18 protein-coding genes and 1 pseudogene are annotated in these 22,827 nt (G+C 45.0%); 4 read left to right on the forward strand and 15 right to left on the reverse strand.

The features are described 5' to 3' along the window. Positions 1–9 precede the first annotated feature (9 nt). From NSQ38_RS22535 to NSQ38_RS22545, 3 genes and pseudogenes are all read right to left on the reverse strand, one after another. Positions 10–195, reverse strand: a pseudogene (locus tag NSQ38_RS22535) (YebC/PmpR family DNA-binding transcriptional regulator); the annotation flags it as partial. Between the two features lie 125 nt (positions 196–320). Then, entirely contained in the window at positions 321–1,376 is a 1,056-nt protein-coding gene (locus NSQ38_RS22540) for a DUF3427 domain-containing protein (RefSeq protein ID WP_338594341.1), read from the reverse strand. Positions 1,377–1,685: 309 nt separating this feature from the next. Further along, positions 1,686–1,835 (reverse strand): hypothetical protein, encoded by a 150-nt coding sequence (locus NSQ38_RS22545; RefSeq protein ID WP_339784123.1) that lies wholly within the window; start codon positions 1,833–1,835, stop codon positions 1,686–1,688. Positions 1,836–1,937: 102 nt separating this feature from the next. On the opposite strand from NSQ38_RS22545, the gene NSQ38_RS22550 reads away from it, so the two are divergent. Next, positions 1,938–2,360: a hypothetical protein gene (locus tag NSQ38_RS22550; RefSeq protein ID WP_047842746.1), complete on the forward strand. Its 423-nt coding sequence runs from the start codon at positions 1,938–1,940 to the stop codon at positions 2,358–2,360. Between the two features lie 38 nt (positions 2,361–2,398). After that, complete coding sequence (locus NSQ38_RS22555) at positions 2,399–2,620, forward strand: hypothetical protein (protein ID WP_339784124.1); 222 nt, start codon at positions 2,399–2,401, stop codon at positions 2,618–2,620. 237 nt (positions 2,621–2,857) lie between these two features. On the opposite strand, the gene NSQ38_RS22560 is transcribed toward NSQ38_RS22555, so the two are convergent. From NSQ38_RS22560 to NSQ38_RS22585, 6 genes are all read right to left on the reverse strand, one after another. Next, on the reverse strand, positions 2,858–3,142 hold the full coding sequence (locus tag NSQ38_RS22560) for a hypothetical protein (protein WP_339784125.1): 285 nt from the start codon (positions 3,140–3,142) through the stop codon (positions 2,858–2,860). A 258-nt stretch (positions 3,143–3,400) separates the two neighbouring features. Beyond that, on the reverse strand, positions 3,401–3,610 hold the full coding sequence (locus NSQ38_RS22565; RefSeq protein WP_339784126.1) for a hypothetical protein: 210 nt from the start codon (positions 3,608–3,610) through the stop codon (positions 3,401–3,403). Between the two features lie 376 nt (positions 3,611–3,986). After that, positions 3,987–4,703 carry a YebC/PmpR family DNA-binding transcriptional regulator gene (locus NSQ38_RS22570; RefSeq protein ID WP_339790654.1) on the reverse strand — a complete coding sequence of 239 codons (717 nt, stop codon included), beginning with the start codon at positions 4,701–4,703 and terminating at the stop codon, positions 3,987–3,989. A gap of 278 nt (positions 4,704–4,981) precedes the next feature. Continuing rightward, positions 4,982–6,703: an assimilatory sulfite reductase (NADPH) hemoprotein subunit gene (cysI, locus tag NSQ38_RS22575; protein ID WP_338594332.1), complete on the reverse strand. Its 1,722-nt coding sequence runs from the start codon at positions 6,701–6,703 to the stop codon at positions 4,982–4,984. Between the two features lie 53 nt (positions 6,704–6,756). Beyond that, positions 6,757–8,592 (reverse strand): assimilatory sulfite reductase (NADPH) flavoprotein subunit, encoded by a 1,836-nt coding sequence (locus NSQ38_RS22580; RefSeq protein WP_339784127.1) that lies wholly within the window; start codon positions 8,590–8,592, stop codon positions 6,757–6,759. Positions 8,593–8,810: 218 nt separating this feature from the next. Further along, positions 8,811–9,200, reverse strand: coding sequence for a winged helix-turn-helix transcriptional regulator (locus NSQ38_RS22585; RefSeq protein ID WP_280523071.1), 390 nt, complete (start codon positions 9,198–9,200; stop codon positions 8,811–8,813). 177 nt (positions 9,201–9,377) lie between these two features. On the opposite strand from NSQ38_RS22585, the gene NSQ38_RS22590 reads away from it, so the two are divergent. Continuing rightward, on the forward strand, positions 9,378–9,938 hold the full coding sequence (locus tag NSQ38_RS22590) for an NAD(P)H oxidoreductase (RefSeq protein WP_036670680.1): 561 nt from the start codon (positions 9,378–9,380) through the stop codon (positions 9,936–9,938). A gap of 191 nt (positions 9,939–10,129) precedes the next feature. On the opposite strand, the gene NSQ38_RS22595 is transcribed toward NSQ38_RS22590, so the two are convergent. Together NSQ38_RS22595 and NSQ38_RS22600 are read right to left on the reverse strand one after the other, a co-directional pair. Then, entirely contained in the window at positions 10,130–15,334 is a 5,205-nt protein-coding gene (locus NSQ38_RS22595) for an S-layer homology domain-containing protein (protein ID WP_339784128.1), read from the reverse strand. Positions 15,335–15,808: 474 nt separating this feature from the next. After that, entirely contained in the window at positions 15,809–17,365 is a 1,557-nt protein-coding gene (locus NSQ38_RS22600) for an ABC-F family ATP-binding cassette domain-containing protein (protein ID WP_017688769.1), read from the reverse strand. Positions 17,366–17,562: 197 nt separating this feature from the next. Here NSQ38_RS22600 and NSQ38_RS22605 point away from each other — a divergent pair, with 197 nt between their 5' ends. After that, positions 17,563–18,036: an SET domain-containing protein gene (locus NSQ38_RS22605; RefSeq protein WP_339784129.1), complete on the forward strand. Its 474-nt coding sequence runs from the start codon at positions 17,563–17,565 to the stop codon at positions 18,034–18,036. A 231-nt stretch (positions 18,037–18,267) separates the two neighbouring features. On the opposite strand, the gene NSQ38_RS22610 is transcribed toward NSQ38_RS22605, so the two are convergent. Genes NSQ38_RS22610 through NSQ38_RS22625 form a run of 4 tightly spaced genes read right to left on the reverse strand, consistent with a single transcriptional unit; the run spans position 18,268 to position 22,804 of the window. Continuing rightward, complete coding sequence (locus tag NSQ38_RS22610; protein ID WP_235200736.1) at positions 18,268–18,888, reverse strand: DUF1349 domain-containing protein; 621 nt, start codon at positions 18,886–18,888, stop codon at positions 18,268–18,270. A 37-nt stretch (positions 18,889–18,925) separates the two neighbouring features. Then, on the reverse strand, positions 18,926–20,272 hold the full coding sequence (locus tag NSQ38_RS22615) for an NAD(P)/FAD-dependent oxidoreductase (protein WP_339790656.1): 1,347 nt from the start codon (positions 20,270–20,272) through the stop codon (positions 18,926–18,928). A gap of 50 nt (positions 20,273–20,322) precedes the next feature. Further along, on the reverse strand, positions 20,323–21,837 hold the full coding sequence (gene opuFB / locus NSQ38_RS22620; RefSeq protein ID WP_339784130.1) for an osmoprotectant update ABC transporter permease/substrate-binding subunit OpuFB: 1,515 nt from the start codon (positions 21,835–21,837) through the stop codon (positions 20,323–20,325). Further along, positions 21,830–22,804, reverse strand: coding sequence for an ABC transporter ATP-binding protein (locus NSQ38_RS22625; protein WP_339784131.1), 975 nt, complete (start codon positions 22,802–22,804; stop codon positions 21,830–21,832). Before NSQ38_RS22625 ends, opuFB begins: the two co-directional genes overlap by 8 nt. Between the last annotated feature and the right edge of the window lie 23 nt (positions 22,805–22,827).

A 22,827-nucleotide genomic window follows, 5' to 3' on the forward strand; every position in this document is an offset into this window, starting at 1 on the left:
CTCGTTCTCTTACACGAACTCTACGTTATGGTAGACCTGCTGAACATCTTCAAGGTCCTCAAGCGCATCGATCAGTTTCTCGAACTGAGCTTGTGCATCCTCTGGAAGTTCAATATGGTTTTGCGCCAGCATCGTCAGCTCGGCTACTGTGAACTCAGTAATACCAGCAGCTTTGAATGCTTCTTGTACAGCGTGCTTATAATTGTCTCACTTTTTGTATGAAATTGTATTCGTTTATCATACCAAATTATGAGTACTTTTCACTATAACAGATTACATGTTTATCCTCTTAAATGTAGTTATAAACATAAGAGACAACATCAATGAGGCATATCTTTATCTTTAATAATCCGTTTTAGTTCTTCAATGGAATATGCCGGTTTACGTTTATGTAACATAGCGTGGCAGTTCGGACATACAGGACGTAAGTCCCCCACTGGATCAATTTCATATTTTTCATTAATCTCATGCAAAGGCTTCAAATGATGAACATGGATAAAGTTCTCACCGATAATTCCGTAAATGTTAACAAAGTTAAATCCACATACTTGACAGCATAATCCATAATGTTCTATACACTTCTTCCTAGCTATTGGATTTCTCTCGTATACATTTACTGATACTTTCTTCACAGAACCTTCAGTATATATCTCGAGTTCATTGACTTCTTCTGCAAGAATTTCTGGATGATTTTCACTTTCATTATCAAAAGACCATATTATTTTAACTGGACTTGTATCAAAATATTTTTTTGCTCTTCCATTTCCTAAAAACAAAAATTTAGGATCATTACTGTCCTCTCTCGCGAATATATATGTGCGCCTCTCTGGATTGATTAGAGATTGTATAGAACTCTGTGTTAATGTACTTTTATTTCTCCCATACCAAATAAGATCATTTCCATCAAACCGATTTGGATGGTCATGTCCAGTTCGCCCTGCGGTTCCCACATTTGCAAAGATGAAAGAATCCTTCTCATATTGAGTATATCCAGTATTCCAATGGCCTTTTTGTTTAGCTTTTGGAACATTTAATTTCTGATATATATCATTCCGCGAATAATACTCTCCCACTATAAATGTTTGTTCTTCTGACATTTGCATTTCATTTTTTGTAGCTAAAGTTTCTTCTATAACTTCAAACCCTAATCGCTTAAGAAAGTTGTTAGTTTCTGCTCCCCCATTAAACCTATCACGACTTAAAGCATGTCCATTAGCAAACCTATTTGCAACACTTATTACATATTTCGGTGGATACAGCCCACCATTATACCTTAAATGATATTTAGTTGATTCTCTCTCTTTTGGTACACCCTCTTTATGTATTGCAGCTATAGCATCTAAAATATTTTGTTTAACTATGTTTTGTGGAATCATTTAATAATTAGCTCCTAATCACTTGAAATTCACCCTTAAATCACAACAACATAAACAGTGGCAGCACTATACTAAATACACAAGATGAAATTGAGATTATACAACATTCTTTGTCGTACTACATTTAATCATTTGTGTAATATAAAGATACAGTACAATTAGCACTGCATCAATCTTTGGTCAACTTTATGTAAATTGATAATCTTCTATTCTTCTTCAAGATTTTTATAATCTGGTACAAAGAGCCTACCCTGATGCTCAGGCTTTCGTAGCAAGTCTACATGCCGCTTAATTGTATTCACGTTATTTCTATGTATGAAGAAGTGATTTTTTAGTAAACTGTAAACTGTTATTGAAAATCTCCTCAGCTATTTCTTCGCTTGATTTGTGATGATATTTCTCCAAAAACATGTAAATAGCTAAATTTTCAGAATTTGTCCATTCAGGTGCTCCAGCCATATAAATACACCTCCACTTTTTTATGAAATCCTTTACCTATCGTATCATTTATGGTTAAAACTGTATATAATTATAGTTACTATTGTGAAAAGGAATGAGAACATGCCAAAGGTGTATATTATTAATACAAATAAATCAAACAACCCCCAAGCTGAAAATGACATGATTAGTAACATGAAATGTGCCGCTTACTATAGCCCTTGGAAGCATTATATCGACACAATCGAAGCAAACGATATTGTTTATCTCTATAGTAGTGGTGTAGGGATAATTGCAAGAGGGATAGCTACAGGTATTGTTGAAATTGATGATTACAATGGGGAAGAGAATGAAGAACATTATATGCACCTAAATCGATTTGAGAAATTGAATACACCATTAACAGCTGATAAAATCACGAATATACTTACAGAGGCTACAATAGATAAAAAGGAATACAAGATTCAATGGAATCAGACTATGATTCTCATTGCTTATTCACTAGGATTAAAAGTTTGGCAAGTGATCACCAAAAAACACATTTAGGATGTACTGTTTTAACAGAATAAAAGGAATGATCGTTAATGACCAAAAACAAGAATGCATCTAAGAAGAAAAGTCTATTGGATGTGGTCGGATCATTAGGACCTATACATGGTGGTATACAAGAACAAACAAAGGGTAAAACATTCGATCAAATTAGAAAAGAAGCCATCACTAAGCACTTTCAGGAACAGTATGAAATGCTTAATTCATCCAATGAGAAAAATAATGAGACACAAAAAACACTAATAGCTCAGTGCTAATAGTGTTTTTTGCACAAAGTAAATTATAAGACTATCTAACAAGATTGTTCTTCCACTCTTTCCATGAGTTAGATTTAATTGGAGTACATGAATCCGAAAGTTTCACAAACTCTAAAACTGTTCAAAACTAGCAGAAGGATTCTTCTCTGAATATTTAGTAACGCATTGGACCATAGCTTTATATGCCATCAAGTCCAGAACGGAGTATGTTCGTTCTTCAATAAATGTATCTCTTTCCTATGAGTAAATAACTTCATACATATGATTCAAACTCGATTTACTCTGGATAAATGTAATAGCCCTGTCCCAATTCCCTTTTTGCTGAGAAGCAGAATAGTCAACACTATGCTCACTTACTGGTTGTGTTTTATCCTTGGAGATTATAAAAGCATCGATTCCTAAGATGCTCAAGTTATTATCCTTACAGTAAGTAATTAGATCAATCGCATCCGAAAAGCTATATAAATACAGACCACCACGTATTGTTGCTTTGTCTATAATGTTATTCTTTGAAAGACTCATTTTTTCTCCTTTCTTGGTGAGTAAGGATTTTTATTGTACTATCCGGTTCCCAATCTGGATCGTTTCTGTTACTTACTTGAATAATTAAACCTGATTCATCCTCAACAGTAACATAACTTCCATCTTCGTTAAAACATGCTGCTTCTTTACCATTCGCCTTGTTTTAGCCTCACTAATTTCGTGAGGTTCGTTTACTGTTGATTCAATTCATTCTTCAGTGTATCCTCTTTTTTTTCATTTGTTTGTTTATATTTTCATTTATCTGAATGCATTGATTAGTCGTTTCACTTCATCATCGTCGAAAGTTTTTATAAGAACTTTAGGTTCTCTCATCCATTTCAAACCTAGCACTGGATTTCTCTTTTCAGCGATATCCCCTTCTTCCACAATGAATTTTAAAAATGAACGGATATTTTTTTGTATTCCATTAATGTAGGTCTCAGATAGCCCTTTCAATTCCAAGTTCATAAGATATGCTTTGATGTGAGAGGTGTTGATTTCTTCTATTTCAACAACTGAAAATTCATTACATAAATATTGTTATTTCTATATCCTTTTATAGTGGGGATACTACGGTCCTTGATCTCCTAATCAAAAAGAAACTCTTTGTAAACATCTTCAAATAACATAAAAAACTCACTCCTTATATGGATTTTCCCATAAAAAAAGTGAGTTTTAATACTGCCCTTAGACATCTTAGTTAGGAAAACGTATATCATCATAAAAATCACCAAGCGCTAACAGGTATACCCTCGCTGAGCTATATAAATGATGAATTCTTAATATTTGTCCTACCCTGACAAGGCTACAATGATGCAATCAAACCACGTATCGCCTCGTTCTCTTACACGAACTCTACGTTATGGTAGACCTGCTGAACATCTTCAAGGTCTTCAAGCGCATCAATCAGTTTCTCGAACTGAGCTTGTGCATCCTCTGGAAGTTCAATATGGTTTTGCGCAAGCATCGTCAGCTCGGCTACTGTGAACTCAGTAATACCCGCAGCTTTGAATGCTTCTTGTACAGCGTGGAATTGATCCGGTTCTGCATATACAATTACAGCATCGTCTTCGTCCACGATATCACGTACATCCACGTCTGCTTCAAGCAAAAGTTCCAGTACTTCCTCGGCGTTTTTGCCTTCTATCCCGATAACCGCTGTTGGATCAAACATGTAAGCAACAGAACCGCTGACACCCATGTTACCCGCGTTTTTGTTAAACGCAGAGCGCACTTCCGGCGCTGTACGATTTACATTGTTAGTGAGTGCATCAACGATGACCATCGCACCATTCGGTCCGAAGCCTTCATAACGCAGCTCTTCATAGTTCTCATCCCCGCTGCCTTTAGCTTTTTCCATCGCACGATCAATAATGGCTTTGGGTACATTATACGTTTTGGCACGTTCCAGCACGACTTTCAGTGCACGGTTCGCTTCCGGGTCCGGTTCGCCCTTCTTGGCAGCTACATAGATCTCAACCCCGAATTTAGCGTAGACCCGGCTCGTGTTTGCATCTTTTGAAGCTTTCTTTTCCTTGATATTATTCCACTTACGACCCATATCGTTTCCGCTCACTTTCAACATGTAATCTGCTTTCTACTATGCCATTATATCTTGTTGAGCGTACTTCAACAAGTTAATACCCACGAAAATATGGGAGTAACTGCGGTGATTATCCATCTCCATTTGAAGATTAGCCTCAGTTTATCCTCTCATAAATCTCTCAGCAGCAACTAACGTTACCTCTATTCACTCCATATATAACAAACAAGAAGCATCCCATAAGGAATGCTTCCGTCCCTAAATCTGTCCTAACTTCGTTCATCTGACCCGGTCAATTAAGCGTGGAATTGTCGACCATCCAACACTTCAGGAACATAGCCTGCACGAATGACAAAGTCTCCGAAATGTTCACCTTCATAGCGCTCTTTGGCATATTGGTTCACCATTGGAGTCAACGTGTCCAGAATCTCGGCTTCCCCAATGTTTTCTTTGTACAGCTTATTCAGACGATGTCCGGTGAAGCTGCCACCAAGATACATATTGTATTTCCCTGGTGCTTTACCGATAAATGAAATCTCCGCCAGCATTGGTCTTGCACATCCGTTCGGGCAACCCGTCATCCGAATGACAATCTCTTCGTCTCTCAGCCCGGCTTCGTCAAGTACAGGCTCCAGTTTATCGATCAGGGACGGCAAGTAACGTTCGGACTCAGCCATCGCAAGACCGCAGGTTGGAAGCGCAACACAAGCCATAGAACTTCTGCGCAGGGCAGAGTAATGTGCTCCATCAGTCAGGTTATACTGCTGAATAAGTGCTTCAATCTTTTTCTTCTTCTGGCTGCTGATATTACCGATGATCAGATTTTGATTGGCAGTCAGACGGAAATCACCCGTATGCACTTTGGCAATTTCACGTAGACCCGTCATGAGCGGATAGCCGTCTACATCTTTTACCCGGCCATTCTGAATGAACAGCGTGTAGTGCCATCTACCATTATTACCTTTTACCCAACCATATCGATCTCCGTTTGTCTCGAAATGATACGGACGTGCCGCATCCAGTTTCCATCCCAGACGGGTGGTCAGCTCTTCGACAAACCACTCCACACCACGATCATCCAGCGTATATTTGAAACGAGCATGTTTACGAACTGCACGATCTCCATAGTCACGTTGAATCATAACTGTTTTCTCTGCAACATCAATCATTTGCTCCGGCGTACAGAAACCAATGACTTTGGACACCTGAGGATAAGTTTTGGCGTCACCATGAGACATCCCCATGCCACCGCCAACGGAAACGTTGAAGCCTTGCAGCTTACCGTTCTCCACAATAGCAATAAAGCCAAGATCCTGTGAATAGACATCCACATCATTGGAAGGCGGTACAGCAATTCCGATCTTGAACTTCCGTGGCAAATACACTTTGCCATAGATTGGTTCAACTTCTTCGTCGGAGTCCTGAGAATCAATGACTTTCTCGCCGTCCAGCCATAGCTCATGATAAGCCCGCGTACGAGGGTCCAGATGATTGCTCACCTGACATGCCCACTCATACACTTCAGCATGCACATCAGATTGATTCGGATTCGGGTTACACATCACGTTACGGTTTACGTCACCACATGCAGCCAGTGTGCTTAGCAACGAATCGTTCACTTCGCGAATGGTGTTCTTAAGATCCCACTTCAGTACACCATGCAGTTGGAAAGACTGACGTGTGGTCAGACGAATCGTCTCATTTGCATATTTATGTGCCACTCTGTCCATCATCAACCACTGCTCTGGAGTTACAATCCCACCGGAAGCACGCACACGCAACATGAATTGGTATGCAGGCTCCAGCTTGGATTTGTGACGCTCATTGCGCAGGTCACGGTCATCCTGCATATAACTGCCGTGGTGTTTCATCAGACGGTTGTCGTCCTCTGGAATAGCCCCCGTGATACGATCGGCCAACGTTTCGGTCAGACTTCCGCGCAAGTAATCACTTTTGATCTTTATATCTTCCACATCACTATTCGTGCGCTGTGGGTTAAGTAAGTTATTATAAACCATGCTGCTTTCTCCTCTCGTCTCTGCGGGATGGTGCAATCCGGCTGAGCCGGTTATTAATAGACGTCCCGCTGATAACGTTTCTCCTGCTGCAACCGTGTCAGATATTCCGATGCCTGCTCAGGCGATAAACCGCCTTCTTGTTCAAGAATCGTGGTGAGCGCAGCATGCACATCATGTGCCATTTTTTTCTCGTCGCCACAGATATATACGCTTGCACCTTCCTGAAGCCATTGGTACAGTTCTTTGCTGTGTTCCAGCATACGATGTTGTACATACACTTTCTGTTCCGTATCACGTGAGAAGGCTACATCCATCTTCGTGAGTACACCATCTTTGAGCCAACGTTGCCATTCCGTCTGGTACAAGAAATCGGTGGAGAAATGCTGATCTCCGTAGAACAGCCAGGTCTTGCCCTCTGCTCCTGTTTCTTCACGCTCACCAAGGAAAGATCTGAACGGCGCTACACCTGTACCTGGGCCAACCATGATAATCGGTGTATCCGGATTCTCAGGAAGCTTGAAATTCGGGTTATGCTGTATATATACAGGCAGGGTGTCCCCAGCTTCGATTCGTTCAGCCAGATGTACCGAGCATACACCGTAACGTTCTCTGCCACGCGCTTCATAACGTACCGTACGAACGGTAAGATGAACTTCATCCGGGAAAGACTTCGAACTACTCGCTATCGAATACAGACGTGCCGGAATTTTGCGAAGAACAGCTACGAACTCTGCAGCAGGAATACCTTTCAGATTATAATCCTGAACCAGATCAAGCAGATCACAGCTATTCATGACTGTACGGAATTGAGAATCATCTGCAAGTAACGCCGTCAGTCCACTCCCAGGATTCAGTTTCGCAAGTTGTTCTACCACCGGTTTCGTCACCGCTGTAATTTCAAAATAACGCAGCAACGCTTCGTGCACAGATGCCTGATTCCCGTTTTTATTTACGGTCACGCGTTCATCGGCATTCCATCCCATGGCTGCAATCAATTCATCAACAAGGCGCGGGTGATTCTCAGGGAATACCCCAAGGCTGTCACCAGGCTCGTAATCCAGGCTGGAGCCTTCCAAAGACAACTCAATATGGCGTGTTTCACGGTCCGATCCTCTGCCATTCAGATTGAGATTCTCCAACACTTCAGCCTTGAATGGGTTCGTGCGATCATATTCGGACTCCCCGCCGCTCACCGCAGCTGTAACAGCCTCAGTGGTTACCGTGCTCGCAGCAGCAGATGTACTGCTTAAGGAAGCCAGTACTTCATTCATCCACTCCGCAGCCGGTTCATCAAAATCAACATCACAGTCCACACGCGGTACAAGAGCTGTACCACCCAATTCCTGCAATCGTTTATCGAAGTCCTTACCTGTCTGACAAAAGAACTCATAGGAGGTATCTCCTAGAGCCAACACCGAGTAACGAAGCCCTTCAAGCTTCGGAGCCCGTTTGCTGTTCAGGAATTCATGCAATGGAATCGCATTATCCGGTGGTTCGCCCTCGCCATGCGTACTGACGATGATGAGGAGATTTTCAATTTTCTTGAGTCCGTTCGGTTTGAAATCTCCCATCGATGACAACGTTACCTGAAGACCCTGCTCTTCAAGTTTCTTGGCCAGCTTCTTCGATAGGCCGCTGGAATTCCCGGTTTGTGAACCGAAGAGCACGGTAACTTCACGGGATACGGGCGGAGCACTGACAGGTGCAACACCTGTAGTTGGTGCAGCCTGTACCAGGTTAGCTGGAGCCGCTATTGTTGCGCTTGCCTGAATTGCTGCAATATATCCGCTCAACCAAGTGCGTTGTCCATCGGTCAATGTAGGAATAAGACGATTAAGCAGTTCAACTTGTTCTTGATTAAATGGGCTGTTTGTCACTTGAAGTTCCACTGTTTGCCACCTCGCGCATTGCTTCGATTTTAATTCCGACTAAAATCATCACATTAATTTAATTTCTTCTCTCTAAAACCTAACACACCGGGTGTTGAGGGTCAATTTCAATGATTTTATAGCATTTATCAGTTTCGCTGATAAAGGACAAAAAACAACAAAAACCCTCCTTTTCAAATTAAGGACGGTTTTGTTTTATTTTTAATTTGGCGGCCAGCTCAAGTTGAAGTTGAAAGTGGAATATAGTCACTAAAATGATCTCCTAGGACTCTGCTTTTATCTCCGTATACTCTGTCCAAGTGATTCTCTCCCCACAGACATATGCGGTCAATGATGTCCTGTAGTGTCAAGCCGTACTCTGTCAGCTCATACTCTACCTTGGGCGGAATCTGAGGATGAATGATCCGATGGATGATTTCATTCTTTTCCAGTTCACGCAGCTGTTGGGTTAGGACCTTCTGGGTAATGCCAGGAATGGCTCTGCGAAGTTCGCTTGTTCGTTTTTTACCTGATATCAGCTGATGCAGAATAAGAATCCTCCATTTTCCACCGACCAGTTCCAGCATCGCCTGCACACCACTCTCATATTTTTTCATTTCTTGTTCCACTTGTACTCCCCCATAATTCACATATATGTATACCCGTTATTAAAAGTAACCGAAGAACCCCAAAGTATCTACAGCACTCTCAGGTGCGTACTTCTCAAGAAGATGTCATGAAACTTATAATAACATTGGTCAGAATGTTTAACCAAAATAAAAAGAAAAAAGGATGGTTACTCCTACATGAAAGTTAAACTGGTCGTTACTCACCCAAGACAGGATTCCCTAACATTTGCCGTGATGAATCGTTTTATAGAAGGTATGCAGGAGAATTCCCATGAAATCGATATCCTCGATCTGTATCATGACGGATTCGATCCCCTATATCGTGTAGAAGATGAGCGAGACTGGCAAAATCCCGATAAACAGCATGCCCCTGTGATTCGCAAAGAGCTGGATCGTGTGCTTGCGGCTGATGCTATTGTATTTGTTTTCCCGATCTGGTGGTACAACGTACCCTCCATGCTCAAAGCTTATCTGGACAAGGTATGGAACATGGGGCTGCTGAACAAGGCAAACTCCAAAAAGGCACTGTGGATTGCACTAGCTGGGGGGACAGAGGCTTCGTTCCATAAATACGACTATTACAACATGATTTCCAATTATCTGAATAATGGGATCGCAGGCTATGCGAGAATGCAGGAATCCCGAGTTGAATTCCTCTATGAAACCATTTCAGAATCCAAAGAGCATATCGAAAGCTTGCTGGAGCAAGCATATCAAATCGGCAAACATTACAATTAACAATTCGCAGAAATTACAGAAAACATTCGTAGAAATTACAGATAACAACTGCAAAACGATAGGAGGTTACTCGTTCGTTGAGTAACTGACTTTTCGCCCATGGCTGGCGTACAATGAAGAAGGCTTACTCCAACCTGGGTTCCAGGTCAAAGTAAGCCTTCTTTTTCACACGCTGCGATTCTGATGTATCATCATTTATTCCATACCAGTTTGCTCATCATCGCATATAACAACGTAGCCGATTCGGCTCGGGTTGCTTCGGCAAGTGGTTTCACCTCACCGTTGTACCCGTGGGCGATGCCCAGATCCACAAGTAATGCTACACTATCCCGGGCATAAGAGCGAATCTCGGAAGCATCACGGAAACGAGTAAGGTTATCTGTTCCAGCCTTCTCGGAGTCAACCAGTCCAGCCGCTGCAAGTGCACGAACTGTCAATGTCATCATCTCTTGACGAGTGATCGTCGACTCTGGCAAAAAGCGCCCGTCACCGGTACCACTGGTGATACCTAGCGAACGCGCAGCTGTAACGGCTTCGTAATATGGAGCCTTTTCGTTTACATCAGAGAACGCATTCCCGGAAGAAGCATTCAAGCCCAGCGCAGTCATCAACCACTGCATGTATTGGCCACGGGTCATCTCCTGTTTTGGATGTAACTGCGTGGAATCCCCACTTGCCTCAGCATCAATTACACCTCGGACAGCCAAAGCCTCCATTGCTTTCTTGGCCCACTGCACTTCTGCAAGATCTGCGAATGTCTGCTCCACAGGCACAACAGCATAATTTCCTGTGAGTGATGTTACGGAAAATACAAGCTGCCCGCTTTTTTGATCGTAGTAACTTTGCGGCAATGGTGTTGCCACATCGTTCGCACCAATGGCAAATGCTACAATCCGATCCTGCTGAGCATTTTGTGATGATTGGAATGGCAGACGAAGTATTAACTGGCTTTCCGATGGCCATGGTTGACCATCCAGTTGAAGTTCAAGCTGGACTCCATATTGCGTGCCAAGCTGATCTGCGACTGTTTTTGGTAACTCCGTTCTGACCAATCGGATTGATGCAACCCCATCACGAACGACATCCTTCGTTAACAGTGTCGCAGGAAGCTCCAACATCCCCAGCTCTGTAACAATGTTGAACACATGTGACTCACCCTTATCTATTAACGCAGAGGCAGGCAGAGATACTTCATATGCCGTTGCTCCCGAAACCGGCTTCAGCCGAAGTTCAACCAAGCGCTGACCCGCATCTGTTGAGGGTGCACCTTGAAAAGCCTCTTTAATCGTTGAAACATCCACGTTGGACTGCACTACACCCTTCTGGTCAGACTGTCCCCGCAACTCCAGAACTGAACGGTCTTTCTCAGGTTTAGGCTGTGGTGCAGCATTCTCTGCACTTGGACTTCCACTTCCTGATTGTCCGCCATGGTTGCCTGAACCAGAACCATTTCCTGAATTCCCACCGGAATTGCCGCCTGGATTACCGCCCGAACCAGGGTCCGTACCTCCAGGGGAAGGAACAGATGCGAGCACCTTCACCGTCAACGGTACAGACAAGGCTCTGCTGTCGTCAGAAGCTCGAGTAATTTCCAACTCCAATGTTACTGTTGTTTCCTTAGATGGTGGGATAATCGTTCCATCGGTTTGAATGACGGACGGTACCGAACTGGAAGCGATCTTCACCGTGAACCCTTGTGGCACGGATGGTAACTTCAGTTTTTTTGCACCTGCGGAAGGCTGTTCCAGTGCCGTAATCCCTGTTGCTACATCGGCAGCGCTCTGCTGAGCCGTGTGCACCTGATAAGCGGAAGATACACCTCTCACGGATTGCCCCGTCGCATCAAAAGCTTCCACTTTGTAATAATATTCCGTGCCGGGGTTCAGTTCACTGTCCGTGTACTCCCGTCCATTGCCGCTATAGACCACCTTGTACTCACCTTGCTCACGATCTGAGCGGTAGAGCTTGTAGCTTGCTGCACCAAGTTGAGCATCCCACTGAAGCGTTGCGCTCGCTGAATCGAACGTCTCAGCATGAAGGCCAGAACTATCATTTGCAGGTGGCACGGCGTCAGGTTTAACGATCATAATCCAGCTAATCATCGGGTCCTGCGATGCCGTATTACGCACGGTCAACTCCAGCTTGTTGTCCGACACGCTGATGCCTTTGTGGGCTCTAACACTGGCAGGGGTAAAAGTAACTGCACCGGTATTGGTGCCATTGATGATGAAATTTGCTCTGCGCGATGTATTGGTCCACGGATCGTTGAATCCGGCGTACACATCGTATGTCCCGTTTGGCACATCAAATCTATAGGTTAAGTCCGTGCCTTTAGGTGAATTGCTGACATTGCCACCGTTCAAATAACGTACGGTCGAGAATATATCTCCGCCATTTGAACCGGATGACAGTGCATCTGCGCTGGTATACCCCCAATTGCGACCCTCTGCCGGAGCGTACATCTGGTCCGCCGTTCCCGGGTTGGCAAGTGTTCCTTTCATATAGGCACCCATGAGATTGTAATCAGCCGTTTCGTAACCTCCGCTATTCACAAAATATAGTGCATTCTCTGGAATGACGTTTACACGAACCGCCTGCTTTTTGTTGTTATATTCCGGTGTCGTTACCTGCAACGGAAGCGGTCCTGGCTTAGCAAAATCTTCTGCCGTCATGGCCCGGTTATCAATCGTCCATACTGCTGGCGTTGATACCAGTGCTCCACCCTCGCGCACATTCAATGTTGTTGGCAGGGATGGTACTTTGCCTAGCGCCACGGCTTCTGGCAACGGATCAGCAATATCTACCTTTCCCATCGAATTCAGCAGATCAGGTGTCCAGCTGTTATACCACTTGATCGCGATATCCGAGCCTATTCCAAACTCAATTGGCAAGAACACGTATTTTGCAGCATCATTCGAGAAGTTGCCACCATTCCACGTATCCCCCACGTAAATGAATTTGCCTTTTTCCGGATCGACCGGAATGACGGAAGTGGTCTGTGTGCCAAATGCCTTGCCTGGATCGGGATCACTCGGCAACGTACGCACGAACGGATTGGTCTGCGTTGACCATGGGCCAAAGATGTTGTCTGCAACCGTCACTTTGTTTTCGTTAGGGGCCCAGCCAGAAGCTCCGGAAGTCAAAATATAATATTTCCCCTGATACTTAAACATCGCCGGTGCTTCGCGTTGCCCTCCCGGGAACACACGCACGTAATCTACGCCGTATTCCGCCTGATAGGTAGAATCTCGTACCGGATTGCCTTTGTCATCCGTTCGTCCTTCCTTATGCCACCCTGTTACGTCACTGTAGTCTTCATTCAGTTTGGAGATATAGAGCGTCAGGTTTTCCTCACTGGAGTAGATCAGATAACCGGTGCCGTCATCATCCTTAAACAACGTCATGTCACGTGCCATACCCCGGTCGCTTGGAAAGTAATCTTTCTCCCCTTCCGGGGCTCTGTCCATCCGGTAACTCTTCTGATACACAAAAGGTCCAGTTGGAGAGTCACTGATCGCATAACCGGCTCTCGCCTTACCGTAGTTCGCATTATCGTTATAAGGGTCCTTGTCGCCATCCATGTGGGCCCACATCACGTATTTCTTCGTTTTGTCGTTGTATATGACCTTTGGTCGTTCAATGATCCGCCCTTTGCGAATATCTGCCCAGATATCCACCTTGTCTTCGCGTCCTGCATACAATTCGGAAATCAGTGGGTCATTGTTAAAATCATCCATCGATTGAAGCGTCGTCAGAGCCATGCCCTCGTCAGTCCAGTTCATCAGATCCTTGGAAGAATACACACGCACACCAACAGCTGGCCAGCCGCCCTTATGATATTCGCCATACCAGTAATAGGTCTCCGTCTGTTCATCATAGAAAAAGCCAGCCCCATGCGCATCAATCGGCTTCCCGTCCAGATCTGGCCACAATTGCCCTGGTGTAATGCTTGTGCGAACTGTGCCAACACCCAGCGGTGTGGATGCTGGAGAAGTTACGCCGTCCACGGTCGCCTGAATGATGTAAAAATATCCTGTGCCCATCGTCAGACCACTATCGTTAAACGTGCTTTCATTGCCGCTATAGACCTGCTGATACGTACCCGTAGCACTGGTAGACCTGGAGAGCGTATACGTTACATCAGATCCAGCAAAGGCATTCCACCCCAGAGAGATTGAAGTATCCGTCACAGCTGTGGCAGCAAACTCTGCAGGAGAGTCAATGGAGTAGGTAGTAGCTTCTGCAACGGAGAATGCTGACTCACCAGCTGCATTAAAGGCCGTCACACGATAGCTGTAGCTAGCGCCGGGCTCAAGCTCCTGGTCTGTATAAGTAAGCCCCTTCCCTTCATAAATCTGCTCATACTGGTCACTGCCAGCTTCGGCCCGAACCACGCGATAACCCGTTGACTTGTCCACGGCGGACCAAGATAGCTTCACCCTTGTGGCATTAAGTGCTTCGGCCTTTAATTCTCCAGGAGCCTGTGGTGCCGACGCAGTCGTCCGAACTTCCAGCGGAGCAGTCCATAATGATTCGGTTAGGCCTCCGTATTCATAAGCGAGCTTGTAATAATACACCGTATCCCCGCTTAACCCTACATCCGTATGTTCCAAAGATCCGGTACTGGTTACCAGAGAATAACCGCCTTCAGGCGTAGAGGAACGGTACAGGCGATAGGCTGATGCACCTACGATTTCAGACCATTGCAGTGAAACCGAAGACGCCGTCTGATCCGCAATGGAGAGCTGAATATCGTTCCCAGGCGGTTGCTCGGCAATGATCACGTCATCTGCATGTACCGACTGCCACTTATTCCGAATACCCACGGTACCTGACCCGTATGTAGTATCGACCAGATCAAATACTAACCGATCGGAGCCGTTTTCTGCGATATATCCGCGAATGTTGGTACCTGATAACACCACTTTAAGTGTGTACCATGTATTTTTGGCAAACGCATAATCCACCGTTTTCAAAGTAGTATCTGTTCCGTTCACCCTTTTGGAGAAAACGAGTTTATTATTGGGAACCTGCATTTGAAAATAGTAAAAGTTGCTCTTATCCTGAAACCGCGGCAATATTCCCGGATACCCCTGACCGGCTTCCGTGTAAAAGCGCATGGACACGGTCATGTCCGACATGGAGTCTCCAGTAGAAATGATGCCTTCATTAGTATCGCTCTGGAAAAGCGTGGAGTTGGACGCATCTGTCGGGTCAGAAATCACTTCCCAGTTGCCTGAGCTTACGTTCCACGCAGGTGATTCCGTGTAATCCCCATCCGAAAAATCTTCCTGCAGCAACGTGGCGGGTATACTGTTCAGATCGGCATACGCCTTACTCGGCAGCAACAACGGTCCGGAAGACAGCGCAAGTGTTGCAGATAACATAAATATCATGGGTTTCCTGAGTTTATCCAATGTTCATTCTCTCCTTTGACGTGAAAGATGAAAGCATGGTTCTTGAATACGCGGTGTTGTTGTTCAGCCTATCCTCAGCAACCAGTGGTCAGTAACGAGCGTTTGTCCACCTCCTTATTTTAATGAAACCGGTTTCATTGAAGTGCAAAAAAAGACCCGTCTTCCCTTCTAAGTGCAATGATACCCATACGGAATACCGTGTTTTCTTTGCCCCTATGCAGTGAAACAGGTTTTTAGTATATAAATGTAATCGCTTTCCTGAATTATATTATTGCCTTATTCAAGCTGTCAACTGTGAATTGGGCTCAAACATTTTTCGTTAAAACCACGCAAAAAAAGCGCGAGTTCTGCCTGTTTTGCAAGCAAAATTCGCGCCTTTTCTCACCCTTCGAGCTTGTTCGCAAGCTCGCACGTGATTCGTAATCAAAAGCGGACTTTTTGAACAACCTCTAATTAGAATACTTTCGTGGTCCACGACTCACAGTTCCAAGTCTCCGTAACTACATCACGGTAGAATTCCGGTTCATGGGAGATCAGAAGAATACTGCCTTTGTAAGCCTTGAGCGCACGTTTCAACTCTTCCTTGGCATCAACGTCCAGATGGTTCGTCGGCTCATCGAGTACAAGCAGGTTGGTTTCATTATTGATCAGCTTACAGAGACGCACTTTGGCTTTCTCGCCACCACTTAGTACAGCTACCTTGCTCTCAATGTGTTTTGTAGTCAAACCACATTTTGCAAGTGCAGCACGCACCTCGAATTGGGTATAGGAAGGGAACTCCTGCCAGATCTCTTCAATACACGTATTGTAGTTGGCATCCTTCATCTCTTGCTGGAAGTAACCAATCTCCAGATGTTCACCGCGTTGAACGGTTCCTTCCAGAGCCTGAATTTCACCCAGAATACTGCGCATCAGGGTTGTTTTACCGATTCCGTTCGCACCAACAAGGGCGATTTTCTGTCCGCGCTCCATACGCAGATCCAGTGGTCTGGATAACGGTTCGTTGTATCCAATTACAAGACCTTTGGTTTCAAAAATGAGCTTGCCGGATGTCCTTGCATCACGGAAATTGAACTGCGGTTTCGGTTTCTCCTTGGCGATCTCGATGACATCCATCTTGTCGAGTTTCTTCTGTCTGGACATCGCCATATTACGTGTAGCAACACTTGCTTTATTCCGCGCTACAAAATCCTTGAGGTCAGCAATCTCTTGTTGTTGGCGCTTGTAAGCCGACTCCAGCTGCTGTTTTCTCATCTCATGCACTTCCTGGAAATGATCATAATCGCCCACATAACGAGTTAGATTCTGGTTCTCCATGTGATAGATCAAGTTGATTACACTGTTCAGGAACGGAATATCGTGAGAAATGAGGATAAATGCATTCTCATATTCCTGCAAATAACGTTTCAGCCATTCGATATGCAATTCATCCAAATAGTTCGTAGGCTCATCGAGGAGCAAAATATCGGGTTTTTCCAGCAGCAGCTTAGCAAGCAGTACTTTGGTACGCTGTCCACCACTCAGGTCATTGACGTCTTTATCCAGACCGATATCCGTCAGACCCAGACCACGTGCGGTTTCATCCACTTTGGCATCGATCATGTAGAAATCCTGGTTTGTCAGTGTATCCTGAATCGTACCCACATCTTCAAGAAGTTGTTCGAGTTCCTCCGGGGTAACATCGCCCATTTTGCCATACATATCATTCATTTCCTGTTCCATGTCAAACAAATACTGGAACGCGCCGCGAAGTACGTCACGGATCGATTGGCCTTTGTTTAATACAGCATGCTGGTCCAGATAACCAACACGCATCCGTTTGGACCACTCCACCTTGCCTTCATCCGGCTGAAGTTTTCCTGTAATAATGTTCATGAAGGTGGATTTACCTTCACCATTAGCCCCGATCAGACCAATATGTTCGCCCTTCAAGAGGCGGAATGAAACGTCGTTAAAGATAGCACGGTCACCAAAACCGTGACTTAATTTTTCTACATTTAATATGCTCATTCATGACACCTTTTCTATATAGACTTAATTCTTTGTATATTATAAGCGTTATATCCTGCACAACTCAACGCCATATTCAAAAATATTGCACCTTTTTGTCTGAAATTTGCCTTATATGAAAGTATGGGTTAAAATTTTGCCTTAACGAATTACTACTATATAGAACGGAGCTCTTCGAAGAGCATCAGGTGAACAATATGATTGAAGTGAAACAATCCAAGTTGGGTGATGGTGGTGAGTTTAACCGCGGGGTATTTGCTACCGTAGATATTGCCAAGGGAACGCTTATCCATCAGGCACCCGTTGTGCCTTACCCAAATGAAGACCATGAGCATGTCGAAAAAACGATTTTGGAAGATTACGTGTTCGAATATGGGGCGAATCATACCGCGATTCTGCTCGGTTACGGCAGTCTGATTAACCACTCCTATGAACCTAACGCTACTTATGATATCAATTTTGATAACCACACCTTTGACTTCTACGCGTATACAGACATCAAAGCTGGCGAAGAAATCGTGATCAATTATAACGGTGAGGAAGACAGCATGGACCCGTTATGGTTCCTGGATGATTACGAGGAGCGTATGCTTGAGTTCAGTAAGTCCAATGATGATGAGGGTGAAAAAGAGACCGAACCCCAGTCCGTGGATACGGACACGAGTAAATAAACGTTAAACTCAAGTAAAGTTCGCAAGCACTCTGTTGTATGTGCGAAAAGAACTCACTGACCCCGGTGAATGATGAAATGAGTACCTGGAGTACTCTTCATGGTCCAAAGTTTAAACACAAAAATAAGCAAGTCCTCCATGAATGGAAGACTTGCTTATTCGTGTTGTCTTGCTTTCTAAGCCAGATACACCTGTTCATGTTTCATGGTTTATCGTGCATCTTAACTTTTTTTAATCCGTAATCGGCGGATCTGTATGCAAGTCTTGATCGGGTGTCGTGGATCTCCACTTGGTAAAGGCTACCTCGAAGCCTGCACGCTTCGGTGAACACAAAAATGGACCTGCGTGTTTGTTCGTTGGATAGGCAAACCGTGCAACCCGAATCGTACGCCAAGGATGCTCATCTGTGCGAGCACGAATGACAACAGCCTCATTACTGTAGGAGGCTCTGATTGTTACGATTCGTCCCCCCCACTCTGGCACAGGAGATAGTGACCAATCCGAATACGTATCCGTCACGACGGCTCCAACATGTGCCACGCCATCATTGACCTCAACTCCGGCCTTGATCCATTGGTCTTCTCCGTACCATAACATTAGTCCCGCCTGATCATATAATTCGGTGAATGAGCTTAGATCAAACGATACCTCAATCGCTTCCGTTCCGTCCCATGGAGCAAGCATGGCATGTCCATCCCGATGACAGAACCCGTAGAATGTGTTCTCCCAGAAGTCACTGCCTTCCCGAGCTTCCACAACGAAACGATCCCCGTCCATCCGTGCAGCAACGGGTTCCTTAGTCCACTTGCCTTCATGAAGCCCAATAAAATCCGATGACATCGTTGTTTTCATCCTTCCTTCCGTCCCAAAGGGGAGTTCATCATCACTTCTAAATTAAAGAACCCAGGTCCGATGCAGCAGTAGGATATGCAAAATTCATGGTGTTTAACTGATCGATAGTCAGATTGAACTGAATCGCCATTGCAAAAAGGTTAATCAATTCTTCTGTTTTGCTCCCGAGCACATGCGCACCCAGAATACGTCCGGTTGATTTGTCGATCACCACTTTGGCCATGGCAAATTTTTCATGAGTTCGCTTGTAAGTATACCATTTCGACATATCATTTACCTGCACCTCGTAGCCCTCTTTCTTGGCTTGTTCCGTGCTCATACCTACAGCTCCAAGGGCAGGGACAGTAAACACAATGGAAGGCATCACTTTATAATTAGGTTTGTGTTGATTTCCCTCCAACAAATTGAACGATACAGCCCGGGATTCCTGACCTGCTAACGGGGTCAAGGGCAACCCTTTTGTATCGGTTACATCACCAGCAGCATATACTCGTGGATTGCTTTCGCTTTGCAAGTACTCGTTCACCGTAATACCCTTTTTGCTGTAGCTGACGTTGGCTTTCTCCAATTCCAGCCCATCCACATTAGGAATACGCCCAGCTCCATGAACGACAAGTCCACACTGCCACTGGTGATCTGCACCATTGCGTGTGCCATGAACGACATATGAGTTCCCCTCTTGCCGTATGGACTTCACCTCCGCGTTCAAGTGAACATGGATGCCGATCTCTTTTGATCTTTGCAACAAAGATTCTACCAGCTCCGCATCAAACGATTTCAGAGGCTGTTCACTCCGATGCAGGATGTGGACTTCCGTCCCGGCTCTGGCCGCAATATGCGCAAACTCAAATGCAATGTATCCACCGCCTACCAAAACTAATCGATCCGGCAGCTGTTCCAGATCCAGAAAGTCATCACTATATATAAGATGCTCTGAGCCCTCAATCTCAAGTGGCGCAGGTCTTGCACCAGTAGCAATCAGGATGTGTTTGCCATGGAGCACTTCTTCTCCCACTTGAATATGGTCTTCATCGACAAATAAAGCTTTACCATGGAACGTATCCATTCCGGCCTGTTTGAATTTATCCTCGCTTGCTCTAGGTATGCTCTCGGTAAAGGTACGTTTAAAGGCCATAAGTTCAGACCAGTTGATGGTTGCCTGTCCCTTAATTCCTTTCCCTTGCATCCGTTCATTCCAGTCAATCAGCTCCGCCGCTCCAGCCAGCACTTTCTTCGGATCACAGCCACGCAGTGCACACGTTCCGCCGAACTCACGTTCATCAATTACAGCGATTTTCCAGCCAGCTTCAGCGCAACGGGTGATTACAGAGCTTGCCGCGCTTCCTGTTCCAATTGCAATCAAGTCATACGTTTCTTCTGTCATCATGGTTCCTCCTCTTCCTTTTGTTACATCTATTGTTGGGATACACAACGTTAAAGCAACCCCGCCTGTTTAAGGTACTCCCTAGCCACCTGCTCGGGATTCGCTCCATCCACGTTCACGTCATAGTTCATCTGACGCATCTCGTCATCCGTAATTTTGCCAGCAAGCTGATTCAGCACCTCAACCAGTTGTGGATATTGATCTGCCGTTTCTTGACGAAGCATCGGCGCGCCTTGATACGGTGGGAATAACTCCTGATCATCCTCCAGCACAACAAGTTCATATTGTCTCAACTCACTATCTGTGGAGTAGGCATCTACGAGATTGATATCGCCACGTTGAACAGCACCATAGCGAAGCTTCGGTTCCATTGTCGCAACGTTCGGAAATTCAATTCCATACTTCTTCTGAATGCCTAGGTAACCGTCTTCCCGATCCGAGAATTCCAGGGTAAATCCTGCCTTCATCTGCTGTTCCACCGGTTTGAGATCCGAAATGGTCTTGAGATTGTATTGATCTGCGATGCTCTTTGGAACGGCCAACGTATACGTATTGTTGTAATCCATAGGGTTCAGCAGCACCATGTTGAACTGGCTCAGCATTCCATCTCTTGCCTGTTCGTACACCTCTGTCCGATCGGTACTCACTGCCGTTTCCTTCATGAATTCGGAGATCGCTGTCCCGGTGAATTCGGGATAGATGTCGATATCACCTGAGTTGAGTGCATTGAAAAGGAATGGCGTTTTGCCTAATCCGGGTTTTAGTTCAACGGTCAGGTCTGTATCTTTTTCGATTAGCAATTTGTACATATTAATGAGAATTTCGGGTTCAGCTCCCAGTTTGCCAGCAATCACGAGATCCTTCTGCCCTCCACGTGCCAAGAAGGGAATTGTGATTACAAGTATCGCGATTATTGCGAGCGAACCAAGGGTGACCAGTGTTTTCTTGAAGGATAACCGCTGGAACTGACGCAATAGTACATCAAATAAAATAGCCAGCAATGCGGCCGGAATGGCTCCAAGGATGATCAGTGCCGTATCGTTCCGATCAATGCCCAGCAAAATTAATGCACCCAAACCTCCTGCGCCAATCAAAGCAGCAAGTGTCGCCGTTCCTACAATCAGGACCATCGCGGTCCGAATTCCGGCCATAATGACAGGCATCGCCAGTGGCAGTTCCACTTTGATTAGACGTTGCCAACTATTCATGCCCATCGCATTAGCTGCTTCCACCATGGAAGGATCAACTTCGGATATGCCTGTATATGTGTTGCGAAGTACGGGAAGCAACGCATACACCACCAATGCAATAATTGCAGGAAGTGTGCCTATACCGAATAACGGGATGAGCAATCCGAGAAGCGCCAAGGAAGGTATCGTCTGCAACACAGCCGTAACCCCGATAATGGGTTCAGCCACTCTTGGTTTGCGTGTCAGGTATATACCTAGCGGAATAGCGATGAGGACAGCAAAGAACAATGCGATAAATGAGATCTGAATATGTTCCAGCAGAGCAGACAACAACTGACCTTTGCGCTCACTGAACACCTCCGTGAATCTACTCATGTCCTTCACCTCGTTCCTGTAACTGACCAGACCAGTATTTCATCAGATCAACTCGACTGATCTCGCCAATAATCTGGCGGTTACGTTCAACCAGCAGATGGTCATGGGAAGCCATGATATCAACTAACTCCGTCAACGTAATGGATGCGGGGACGGCGGTTTTGGCTGATTTTGGCACATGACCCGGTGAGAGTGGTGACATGATGGATTCGAGATCAAAATCAGATTGTGAAATCGTATCGGCGTTAGGACTTCCAACAAATTCACGTACGAAATCATTAGCTGGCTGTCGGATCAGTTCTTCCGGGGTACCCACCTGCAAAACCTGTCCATCCTTCATGATGCAGATGCGATCCCCCAGCTTCATCGCTTCCTGAATATCATGGGTGACAAACACAATTGTTTTTTTCATCTGACGTTGGATATCCAGAATATCGTCCTGCAATTTCTCCCGACTCATTGGATCGAGTGCACTGAACGGTTCATCCATCAACACTATCTCGGGATCGGCAGCGAGTGCACGCAACACACCAATTCTCTGCTGTTGTCCTCCAGATAACTCGGACGGTTTACGCTCACTGTACGTATCTCCGTGCAAACCCACCATGTCCAGTAACGTATGTACACGCTTCTTGATTTGATCTGACTTCCATCTTCGCAGTTCAGGAACAACCGCAATATTTTCGGCAATTGTCATATGCGGGAATAGTGCAATCTGTTGCAGTACATATCCGATATTCCAGCGCAATTCGTGAATGTTGTATTCATCGATTGGGCGTTCATTAATGCGCACTTTTCCATCTGTTCGCTCAATCAGGCGATTGATCATTTTGAGCATGGTGGTTTTGCCACATCCACTCGGACCAATCATGACAAACAGTTCTCCCTTGTTAATGTTGAGATTAACCTGACGCAAAGCCGTTGTTCCATCAGGATATTGTTTCGATACATTTTCGAACTGAATCATTCGCTCTCTTCGCCCCTTTATCT

It is taken from the genome of Paenibacillus sp. FSL R7-0313 (assembly GCF_037969885.1).
GTDB lineage: Bacteria > Bacillota > Bacilli > Paenibacillales > Paenibacillaceae > Paenibacillus.

Coding starts and splice junctions, on each gene's coding strand:
- NSQ38_RS22540 (WP_338594341.1), bottom strand. CDS start 1,376: ATGATTCCACAAAACATAGTTAAACAAAATATTTTAGATGCTATAGCT.
- NSQ38_RS22545 (WP_339784123.1), bottom strand. CDS start 1,835: ATGGCTGGAGCACCTGAATGGACAAATTCTGAAAATTTAGCTATTTAC.
- NSQ38_RS22550 (WP_047842746.1), top strand. CDS start 1,938: ATGCCAAAGGTGTATATTATTAATACAAATAAATCAAACAACCCCCAA.
- NSQ38_RS22555 (WP_339784124.1), top strand. CDS start 2,399: ATGACCAAAAACAAGAATGCATCTAAGAAGAAAAGTCTATTGGATGTG.
- NSQ38_RS22560 (WP_339784125.1), bottom strand. CDS start 3,142: ATGAGTCTTTCAAAGAATAACATTATAGACAAAGCAACAATACGTGGT.
- NSQ38_RS22565 (WP_339784126.1), bottom strand. CDS start 3,610: ATGAACTTGGAATTGAAAGGGCTATCTGAGACCTACATTAATGGAATA.
- NSQ38_RS22570 (WP_339790654.1), bottom strand. CDS start 4,703: ATGGGTCGTAAGTGGAATAATATCAAGGAAAAGAAAGCTTCAAAAGAT.
- cysI (WP_338594332.1), bottom strand. CDS start 6,703: ATGGTTTATAATAACTTACTTAACCCACAGCGCACGAATAGTGATGTG.
- NSQ38_RS22590 (WP_036670680.1), top strand. CDS start 9,378: ATGAAAGTTAAACTGGTCGTTACTCACCCAAGACAGGATTCCCTAACA.
- NSQ38_RS22595 (WP_339784128.1), bottom strand. CDS start 15,334: ATGATATTTATGTTATCTGCAACACTTGCGCTGTCTTCCGGACCGTTG.
- NSQ38_RS22600 (WP_017688769.1), bottom strand. CDS start 17,365: ATGAGCATATTAAATGTAGAAAAATTAAGTCACGGTTTTGGTGACCGT.
- NSQ38_RS22605 (WP_339784129.1), top strand. CDS start 17,563: ATGATTGAAGTGAAACAATCCAAGTTGGGTGATGGTGGTGAGTTTAAC.
- NSQ38_RS22610 (WP_235200736.1), bottom strand. CDS start 18,888: ATGAAAACAACGATGTCATCGGATTTTATTGGGCTTCATGAAGGCAAG.
- NSQ38_RS22615 (WP_339790656.1), bottom strand. CDS start 20,272: ATGACAGAAGAAACGTATGACTTGATTGCAATTGGAACAGGAAGCGCG.
- opuFB (WP_339784130.1), bottom strand. CDS start 21,837: ATGAGTAGATTCACGGAGGTGTTCAGTGAGCGCAAAGGTCAGTTGTTG.
- NSQ38_RS22625 (WP_339784131.1), bottom strand. CDS start 22,804: ATGATTCAGTTCGAAAATGTATCGAAACAATATCCTGATGGAACAACG.